Here is an 8,889-nt window from a genome sequence, read left to right as displayed (position 1 = left end):
TTTTCTGGGCAACGGTTAGATAATGGATGGGCAACAAACAATTACGAAAAATTGATAGTAAATAATCAATTTTACGGGAAATGTGATATTGTTTTTATTGGGTTTGGTATTAATGATGCAAGTTCTAATAATACTAACGTATTAAATGACACACTAATTCAAACAAATTTATTAATAGATAAAATAAAAAAATCAGGTGCACTACCAATTTTATTAACATGTAACGTTGTTCGTTCAAGATTGACTGGACATGGTGATAATAAATTATTAAAAATAGAGCGACTGAATAATCTCAAAAAATACATAGCAAAAATGCGAAACATTCCTATTTTTGACTTAGATACAGCAATGAAAAATTGGATGCAAAAAAACACAGATAAATATAATTATGCTGATTTACAACCAGATAAAACTCATTGGGGAGATTTAGGGCATCAATATCAAGCGAGTTGGTTAGCTAATATACTATTTAATAATATAGTAAAAATAGACAGTAATAATACATATGAAAGCATTTATTTTTTAGATCCAAGGTCTAATTCACCGATTGGCAGTGATGCTATGTCTACAACAACAAATGCTAAGTTTGGGGTAAATCCATTTGTTTTATCATCTAAATTTGATTGTAGAAATCAAATACTGATGGACATCTGGGTATGGTGTGAGCACGTTGACGCATCAATTATTTACAGAATGCTATTAAATGATGCGAATGACTCAATAATAAAAATAACTGACATATTAACGGGTAATATCATTAAAACAACACCAGGTTTTTTATCATTTCAATTTAACGATTATAGTACGGTTGATGCGCCCCATTATATAGGACAATTAAAATATGGGTTAAATCGGATTCAATTAGTTGGAGATAATAATATTGTTACCGGGGTATTGTTTGGTCATTTTGATTTTGTTGCAAATTATCAAGCAAAATTGGTAAACAAAAATATATTACAAAATACGGGTATTTTTCGAGATTATAAAACATTAATAGCACCAATAGCAGAACCGTCACGAATTGTATCATTTCAATTTTCACCGGACATTTACGACAACTATGGAACAAATGTTATACAATTATTCAATAAAGATAAAATAACAAATATTTATTTGGAAGGAATGTTTGCTAATGGAACTGGTATTTTTTTAGTTCAAGCAAATGGGAGAAGAAAAAATACGATAAATGGTATTATACTTTTTGGATTTGGCGCTACTGTTTCAATCTATGTTCATCGCTATAACACGGAAACGAAAGAATCAAATTATACCAAAATTGGAGATTCTGTGGCCGTTAGTGTTGATAGTGATGGGAAACACTGCATTAAATTGAGAGCGTATTTTAATCAAAATGGCTATGCAACAATAGATTTTTATCAGAATGAATCACAGATAAAAACAATATCGTGGGAAGGTGTAACAAATAGTATTCCGCCAATATCTGGTGTTGCTGGTAATATCTATCGATACTGTGGCGCAGGGTTGACTCAAGAAATGAATGTTGAGTTAAGTCGATTTGAGGTTTGGTATACAGATCGTTAAAAAGAAATTTATTTTCTTATATTGAAACTGATGCAAAATGCAATTATCAATTGATTTATCATTTAATTATCGCGTTTTGCATCATATACCTTTCATGAATAAAAAACCAAATTCATAACTCTTATAAAGGTCAACTACATCATTCCGATGATGAGTAATCGGTAAGATATTATGTGTATTTGTTTAACTTATTAGTTTTTCCTATAATTTACCATTTCACACCAAGCAATTGTACCTTTAGCTTGACCAAATAAGCAAAGTAGATAAAGAGTCTAATAACCTGTATCAGGTCGTAATATCCTCGTGCTTAGTCAGGCTAACGTCGAGCAAAATAGGGTTATATTTAAAATGGTTAACAATTTTAATATAAATTGAACATATCTATTTTTTAGATCAAACAAAATTGTTATACGCTAGATACTTAAGTCTTAACAGTATATAATATTAAAAATTTTCAATGTCAATTTAAATAAATTATTGGAGTTTTAATCTTTTATGAAAGAATATAAGGTAGTTATTTATCAAGAAAACGCTTTTTCTTCATTTCTTTTTGGATCAGCTAATGTTAATCCAGCTAGGTTTGCCGAGTTATTAAATAAAAATGCTGAAGCAGGCTGGCGTGTAGTAACGATGGAAAGAGAGATACGCCGCTTGTTCTTATTCTGGGATCGAGAAGCTCACATTGTTATCCTTGAGCGTGACCGTATTTAAATAATCTCAAAAGAATTTTTATTAAAATAATCCATTACAGGTAATAATATTTTAAATTAATAGTTGTAAGGTTAAAAATCAATATGCTCATTAGGGCATATTATTTCTACTAAATAAGATAAACTCAAACTGGCTAATTGCTAAATTAGTAAATTGGAAGTATTAATTCTTTGTTAAAAAGTTTCAGGAAACACTATGTTTCAGTATAAAATAGGCAACTTTAGGATTTATGCTGTAATTTTTGCTCTGCTAGAGCTAAAAAAACAATACCTATAATGATAGATAACCCACCAAGCATGCGTGTCAATGTAATTTGCTCATCAAAAACAATAACCGATACCAACATTACTGTAACCACCTGTAAATGAGAAGCGGCAAAAGCTGGACCCACTGGGGCTTTTTTTAATAATACCATCCAAGTGACAAATGCCCCTGTATAGCCAAGCATTACTAAATAAGCCCAACCATAAGTAAAAATACGGATTAACCAATCAATACTCACTTCAAATGGCATAGCTGATATTGCTGTTAATTTAAAGCTTGTTTGACCAAATGTGTCAAAAAATAATAGTAAAATGAATCCAATAATATAAAATTTTTTCATTACGTAAGCCCCACTAAAACTACGCCTGTAGTAATAAAAAATATACCAATGATACGAAATAAAGTAAGGTGCTCTTGAAATAAGATACGGCCAGCTAACATAACAGTAATGATATTAAATGAACCTAGTAAAATACCTTGCGACAAAGGCACTTTACTTAAAAATGCTAGCCAAAAAATAAAACCGATAAAATATGTGCCAAACCCCAACCAAAGCCAAAAGTTGCTAAATAATTTTTGCCAATAATGTAAACCCTGCTTATTTTTTGAAGTAATTGCGGCATACTTAAATGCAATTTGCCCAACAGTATCACAGGCAATATTAATTAACCAAAGAACAATAATTAAGGTTGACACTGCTGGCAAAATCCGTGTATTTCTAGCACACTATGTTTGATTAAAAAATCACTTTGTTGTGCTAACTGTTTAAATTGATGTTCGATATCTTGTGAATGTTTTTCGATGATTTGTTGACATTTATCGCAAATGAATAAAATTGAAATATGTTCAGGATCTTGAAAATGTGGACAAATAATATAGCTATTAGAAGATTCCACTTTATGGATAAAACCTTGTTCAAGTAAGAATTCAAGTGCACGATAAATTGTGGGAGGTTTAGCTTGAGGTTCGCTTAGTTTGAGTAGATCTAAAAGATCATAGGCACTCATTGCTTTATTTGCCGTTAACATAATATCTAAAACTGTTCGACGCTGCGTTGTCAGTTTAATACCACGTTTTTTGCATAAAGTTTCAATCTTTTCAATTAACAGATTATGCATTTAATATCCTTTACCTTTAGCCATAATTTTTTTGTGCAGCTTTTCTTCGTCTTATTTCTTTAGGATCATTGATTAAAGGGCGATATATTTCAATACGATCGCCATTTTTAACCAATTCATTAAGATCACAACGTTTTCCATAGATGCCGATTAAATGCGCATCTAGTTTAATCTGACATAACGATAAGATATTGGATTTTGTAATTGCTTGCAAGACATTCGTTTGCTCATCAACATTACAGTTAATTACTGTCGAATTATTCGGTAACGCATAAACAACTTGAATATTGATCATTTTAATAAATCTGCCTTGCTCTTTTTGAAAACGCATTAACCATACTAGTCATGATTTCTTTAAATACAGGGGTAAAAGTCATATCTAATAATTTATTTTTGAACTCAAAATCTAAATTAAAACTAATTTTGCTTTGGTTTTCAGTAATTTTAACAAATTGCCAACGACCCGATAATTGTTTAAACGGGCCTTCTAAAAGAGTCATATCAATTGAGTTAGGTTCATTGGCTCTATTTAATGTAGTAAAAGATTTTTTAAAACCGAACTTTTCAACCTCAATAAATGCAGCCATAATATTATCTTGTTTTCTAATAATACCAGATGCGATACAATCAGGAATAAATTCTGGATATTTCTCTATATCATTAACTAAAGCAAACATTTGTTCAATTGAGTAAGGCTCGATAACTTCGTGAAAAACATGCGCCATAATAATAAAATAAAAAGTTAAAATTAGTAGCATATAATATCACGTAACTCTATAATAACGCACATTATGACTAAGAAAAAATCACACAAGCCGGGATCGGCAACTATTGCATTAAATAAACGCGCACGCCATGAGTACTTTATTGAAGAGGAAATTGAGGCGGGATTATCCCTGCAAGGTTGGGAGGTAAAATCACTCCGTGCAGGTAAAGTAAATATTAGCGATAGCTATGTTTTACTTAAAGATGGTGAAGCATGGTTATTTGGTGCAACTATTACGCCATTAAATGTTGCTTCAACACATGTTATTTGTGAACCTATGCGCAATCGTAAGTTACTGCTAAATGAGCGTGAACTCAACTCATTATTTGGTCAGATTAACCGCCAAGGCTATACGGTTGTTGCCCTTTCGTTATATTGGAAAAATGCATGGGCAAAAGTAAAAATTGGTGTTGCCAAAGGTAAAAAAGAATACGATAAACGTACCGATATTAAAGAACGCCAATGGCAAGTTGATAAAGCACGTATTATGAAAAACGCAAATCGGTAATGTTTTGATTCACTCCGTAAAACATAACGCTAGCAGTAGATATCGATTCAATTTCTGTTTCAATTAGATTTGCTAGCGCTATCTTTTTTAGTACATTATAAATCTACAATATACTAACGTTGATCATCAACAGTTACACCTGCTGGCGGAGTAAATTTAAATTTATCTAATGCGACTTTACCTAGTGTTTGTCGAGACAAGTCATAAAAACTACGTTGGCCATCTTCTTCTATAATAGTAAAGTTAGAAATCATACCTGTAGGTAATACCGAAATAATAAAGTCTTGATTAGACCCATCTGTTGGTTTTAGGGTAAACGAATCTTGTTTACGAGTGACATTATAAACATTCCAAATTGGGTTCTGACTGTCAGTAATTAGTAACATTAATCGGTTATCAATCGCTTTTTTCAAGTCCATTACACTAACTTGTTGAACTGCTGGTGTATATACCCACATATTCTTTCCATCAGAAATAATCGATGTTTCATCAGGTTCATTCATCGTCCAATTAAAATAGTAAGGTCTACTAACCCATAAATCGCCTTTACCTTCTTGTACTTGTTGATTATCGGCCGTTTTCACATCTTGCGAAAACCTTGCATAAAACCCGTCAATTTTATCTAAACGTTGTTGTAATACTTCTTTATCGCCAGCCCATGCAGATAAACTAACTAATGCTCCAATTAAAAGTAAAAACTTTTTCATAGCCAATCCTTATGTATTTCTTCTATAAAAATATGTTAAATATATTTTGATTACTATATAAGATTGAAATATTAACGTTTTTATTCTAGTGGGGAAAGATATTTTCTTTTCTTTTTTCACTTACAAAATAACAAGTATATAATAGGTTTTATTTTACAAATGCGGATAAATACCTGCCATGCCGAGTATGTCTTTTGAATTTACTACTGATGAATTTAAACCATTAGCAGCTAGAATGCGCCCGCGTAATCTAGCTGAATATATAGGTCAATCTCATCTATTGGGGAAAGATAAACCGCTACCAAAAGCAATTGAAGCTGGAAATTTACACTCAATGATCCTTTGGGGGCCGCCTGGCACTGGCAAAACAACTCTAGCTGAAATTATTGCTCATTATGCTAATGCTAAAGTTGAACGAGTTTCTGCCGTTACATCTGGCATAAAAGATATTCGTGAAGCAATTGAACGTGCTAAAATTAATCAGCAAGCAGGGATCCGCACTATATTATTTGTTGACGAAGTTCATCGTTTTAATAAAAGTCAACAAGATGCGTTTTTGCCTTATGTCGAAAACGGTACTGTTACGTTTATTGGAGCAACAACTGAAAACCCATCATTTGAATTAAATTCTGCGTTATTATCTCGTGCAAGAGTCTATTTACTCAAATCATTAACCAACCATGACATTGAGCAAATTTTACAGCAGGCAATGGACGATCCTAACCGTGGTTATGGTAATAAAAACATCAATCTACCCGAAGAAACAAAAAAACAAATTGCAGAATTCGTTGGTGGCGATGCGAGGCGAGCACTCAATACTCTTGAACTATTAATTGACATGTCAGATGAGCATGAACTTACACCTGATTTACTCAAAGAAGTTATGGGAGAACGTAGTGCGAGATTCGATAATCAAGGCGATCGTTTTTACGATTTAATTTCCGCGGTACATAAATCAATACGTGGTTCCGCACCTGATGCCGCTCTTTATTGGTATGCCAGAATTATCTCTGCTGGGGGGGATCCGCTTTATGTTGCACGTCGATTATTAGCCATTGCCTCGGAAGATGTTGGTAATGCCGATCCTAGAGCTATGCAAGTAGCACTTGCCGCATGGGACTGCTTTACAAGAGTTGGTCCTGCTGAAGGTGAACGTGCGATTGCACAAGCAATCATCTATCTTGCTTGTGCGCCAAAAAGTAATGCAGTTTACCTTGCATTTAAACAAGCAATGACTGATGCCGAATCAAAACCTGATTATGATGTTCCTGAGCATTTACGCAACGCTCCAACAAGCTTAATGAAAAACTTAGGTTATGGCGCTGAGTATCGTTACGCCCACGATGAACCCAACGCTTTCGCAGCAGGTGAAAATTACTTCCCGCCAGAAATGGCTAATACAAAATATTATCGCCCAACAACTCGTGGTGCTGAAAAAAATTATACTGAAAAATTAGCATGGATAGAAGAACAAAACCTCTCAAGCTCTATTCAACGTTATAAGTCTAAAAAATAGAGGCTATGTTTATTTTTTATAAAAATATTCTGAAGGTATTTGATCTAACAAAATAATTATAAAATGGAGAATACTATTTCTACATACTTATTTTTGTACCTACCTTTAAATCTTAAAATAATGTTAAAAACTTTCAGGAAACTATGTGTTTGAGTATAAAATTTTAAATAATTAAAGTGCTTTTTATCTAAAAATATGTCGGGTTAGATTTGTATCATTTTAACAACCTGGAGCAAACAAATAGAATGACCGAAAATGACTTACCATTTATAATACTGAAAAAATCATGAGACATTAAATAATATAACGCCTATTGAATACAAAACACAAAAACAACTAGCATGATTTTCTACGTTAGTTTTGTATTAAAAATGAGATAATCACACTTCAGCTCGCTGTAAACTATTAAAATTATGAAATAGGATTAATTTTATGCCGGCATTATCTGAATATATCAAACACTGAACTCAATATATTAGATAAAAAAGGATACCAAATTTGGTATGACGAAAAGTTAAAAATGTACTGTGCTGAAAAGAATGGTTGGGATTTTATAGCCGATTCACCATCAGGTTTGTTAGGTTTAATTAGGATTTATGAATTTAAAAAACCAGCTATATATAAAGAATATTGGTGGAAAGATGATGATAAAAACTTACTAAACAATTTAAGAAAGAAACCTAAATATATATCAATTATAGATAAAAATATAAGATAGGTTAAGGTTAAGTTACTACAAATAAAGCAAAAGCAACTAAGTGATTTTTTACATATTATAAGATAATAATGTAAAAGCAAAAAGCCCAGCATGACTGCTGGGCTCTATATTTAAAAGTCTGGCGGCACCCTACTCTCACATGGGTAATACCCACACTACCATCGGCACTACGGCGTTTCACTTCTGAGTTCGGCATGGGGTCAGGTGGGACCACCGCGCTATTACCGCCAGACATATCCTGTCTCTTTCAATTAGTATTGATATCTTCTACCATTATCTCATATCAATACCCATCTCTCAATCCGGAACAAACTGCTTTCTCAACTTTTTATCAACTCTTTACCACGTAACCCAAAACAACTCCGAGTTGTAAGGTTAAGACTCTCGGTTCATTAGTATCAGTTAGCTCAATGTATCACTACACTTACACACCTGACCTATCTACGTCTTAGTCTCAAACGGACCTTACTGAATCTCTTCAGGGAAAACTCATCTCGAGGCTAGTTTCGTGCTTAGATGCTTTCAGCACTTATCTATCCCGCACGTAGCTACCGGGCAATGCAATTGGCATCACAACCCGAACACCAGCGGTGCGTTCACTTCGGTCCTCTCGTACTAGAAGCAAACCCTCTCAATTTTCCTACGCCCATGGCAGATAGGGACCGAACTGTCTCACGACGTTCTAAACCCAGCTCGCGTACCACTTTAAACGGCGAACAGCCGTACCCTTGGGACCTACTTCAGCCCCAGGATGTGATGAGCCGACATCGAGGTGCCAAACACCGCCGTCGATATGAACTCTTGGGCGGTATCAGCCTGTTATCCCCGGAGTACCTTTTATCCGTTGAGCGATGGCCCTTCCATTCAGAACCACCGGATCACTATGACCTACTTTCGTACCTGCTCGAGCCGTCACTCTCGCAGTCAAGCTAGCTTTTGCCATTGCACTAACCTCCTGATGTCCGACCAGGATTAGCTAACCTTCGTGCTCCTCCGTTACTCTTTGGGAGGAGACCGCCCCAGTCAAACTACCCACCAG

11 protein-coding genes and 2 rRNA genes are annotated in these 8,889 nt (G+C 34.0%); 5 read left to right on the top strand and 8 right to left on the bottom strand.

Annotated features, from left to right (window positions below):
• Window positions 1–1,542: SGNH/GDSL hydrolase family protein (locus tag A9G37_RS12775; protein ID WP_176701853.1), on the top strand; the 1,542-nt coding region annotated here is incomplete at its 5' end.
• Window positions 1,543–2,037: 495 nt separating this feature from the next.
• Complete coding sequence (locus A9G37_RS03240; protein WP_034913640.1) at window positions 2,038–2,253, top strand: DUF4177 domain-containing protein; 216 nt, start codon at window positions 2,038–2,040, stop codon at window positions 2,251–2,253.
• 220 nt (window positions 2,254–2,473) lie between these two features.
• Here the strand turns inward: A9G37_RS03240 and A9G37_RS03235 are convergent, their stop codons facing one another.
• The 5 genes from A9G37_RS03235 to A9G37_RS03215 are packed head-to-tail and all read right to left on the bottom strand — an operon-like array spanning window position 2,474 to window position 4,393.
• On the bottom strand, window positions 2,474–2,857 hold the full coding sequence (locus A9G37_RS03235; RefSeq protein ID WP_034913644.1) for a DMT family transporter: 384 nt from the start codon (window positions 2,855–2,857) through the stop codon (window positions 2,474–2,476).
• Entirely contained in the window at window positions 2,857–3,213 is a 357-nt protein-coding gene (locus tag A9G37_RS03230; protein ID WP_034913647.1) for an EamA family transporter, read from the bottom strand. Before A9G37_RS03230 ends, A9G37_RS03235 begins: the two co-directional genes overlap by 1 nt.
• Window positions 3,201–3,635 (bottom strand): zinc uptake transcriptional repressor Zur, encoded by a 435-nt coding sequence (gene zur / locus A9G37_RS03225; RefSeq protein WP_051634260.1) that lies wholly within the window; start codon window positions 3,633–3,635, stop codon window positions 3,201–3,203. Before zur ends, A9G37_RS03230 begins: the two co-directional genes overlap by 13 nt.
• Before the next feature lie 16 nt (window positions 3,636–3,651).
• Window positions 3,652–3,930, bottom strand: coding sequence for an RnfH family protein (locus tag A9G37_RS03220; protein WP_034913651.1), 279 nt, complete (start codon window positions 3,928–3,930; stop codon window positions 3,652–3,654).
• A 1-nt stretch (window position 3,931) separates the two neighbouring features.
• A complete protein-coding gene (locus A9G37_RS03215; protein ID WP_051634262.1) occupies window positions 3,932–4,393 on the bottom strand; it encodes a type II toxin-antitoxin system RatA family toxin in 462 nt (153 codons plus the stop codon).
• A 33-nt stretch (window positions 4,394–4,426) separates the two neighbouring features.
• Here A9G37_RS03215 and smpB point away from each other — a divergent pair, with 33 nt between their 5' ends.
• Window positions 4,427–4,909 (top strand): SsrA-binding protein SmpB, encoded by a 483-nt coding sequence (gene smpB, locus A9G37_RS03210; protein WP_034913656.1) that lies wholly within the window; start codon window positions 4,427–4,429, stop codon window positions 4,907–4,909.
• A 113-nt stretch (window positions 4,910–5,022) separates the two neighbouring features.
• On the opposite strand, the gene lolA is transcribed toward smpB, so the two are convergent.
• Entirely contained in the window at window positions 5,023–5,616 is a 594-nt protein-coding gene (gene lolA, locus A9G37_RS03205) for an outer membrane lipoprotein chaperone LolA (protein ID WP_034913659.1), read from the bottom strand.
• Window positions 5,617–5,794: 178 nt separating this feature from the next.
• Between lolA and A9G37_RS03200 the strand changes: the two genes are divergently transcribed.
• Window positions 5,795–7,132, top strand: coding sequence for a replication-associated recombination protein A (locus A9G37_RS03200; protein WP_065574605.1), 1,338 nt, complete (start codon window positions 5,795–5,797; stop codon window positions 7,130–7,132).
• 520 nt (window positions 7,133–7,652) lie between these two features.
• Window positions 7,653–7,850, top strand: coding sequence for a hypothetical protein (locus tag A9G37_RS03195; RefSeq protein ID WP_202961575.1), 198 nt, complete (start codon window positions 7,653–7,655; stop codon window positions 7,848–7,850).
• A 116-nt stretch (window positions 7,851–7,966) separates the two neighbouring features.
• Here A9G37_RS03195 and rrf read toward each other — a convergent pair.
• Together rrf and A9G37_RS03185 are read right to left on the bottom strand one after the other, a co-directional pair.
• A 5S ribosomal RNA gene (rrf, locus tag A9G37_RS03190) occupies window positions 7,967–8,082 on the bottom strand.
• 139 nt (window positions 8,083–8,221) lie between these two features.
• Window positions 8,222–8,889 (bottom strand): 23S ribosomal RNA (locus tag A9G37_RS03185); the annotation flags it as partial.

Source organism: Gilliamella sp. GillExp13, assembly GCF_001690815.1.
In the GTDB taxonomy this organism is placed as follows: domain Bacteria; phylum Pseudomonadota; class Gammaproteobacteria; order Enterobacterales; family Orbaceae; genus Gilliamella; species Gilliamella bombi.
This window is presented reverse-complemented; position numbering and strand designations above follow the sequence as displayed.

Bases quoted from the DNA above. Each gene is read 5' to 3' on its own strand.
- A9G37_RS03240 (WP_034913640.1), top strand. From the start codon at position 2,038: ATGAAAGAATATAAGGTAGTTATTTATCAAGAAAACGCTTTTTCTTCA.
- A9G37_RS03235 (WP_034913644.1), bottom strand. From the start codon at position 2,857: ATGAAAAAATTTTATATTATTGGATTCATTTTACTATTATTTTTTGAC.
- zur (WP_051634260.1), bottom strand. From the start codon at position 3,635: ATGCATAATCTGTTAATTGAAAAGATTGAAACTTTATGCAAAAAACGT.
- A9G37_RS03220 (WP_034913651.1), bottom strand. From the start codon at position 3,930: ATGATCAATATTCAAGTTGTTTATGCGTTACCGAATAATTCGACAGTA.
- A9G37_RS03215 (WP_051634262.1), bottom strand. From the start codon at position 4,393: ATGCTACTAATTTTAACTTTTTATTTTATTATTATGGCGCATGTTTTT.
- smpB (WP_034913656.1), top strand. From the start codon at position 4,427: ATGACTAAGAAAAAATCACACAAGCCGGGATCGGCAACTATTGCATTA.
- lolA (WP_034913659.1), bottom strand. From the start codon at position 5,616: ATGAAAAAGTTTTTACTTTTAATTGGAGCATTAGTTAGTTTATCTGCA.
- A9G37_RS03200 (WP_065574605.1), top strand. From the start codon at position 5,795: ATGCCGAGTATGTCTTTTGAATTTACTACTGATGAATTTAAACCATTA.
- A9G37_RS03195 (WP_202961575.1), top strand. From the start codon at position 7,653: ATGTACTGTGCTGAAAAGAATGGTTGGGATTTTATAGCCGATTCACCA.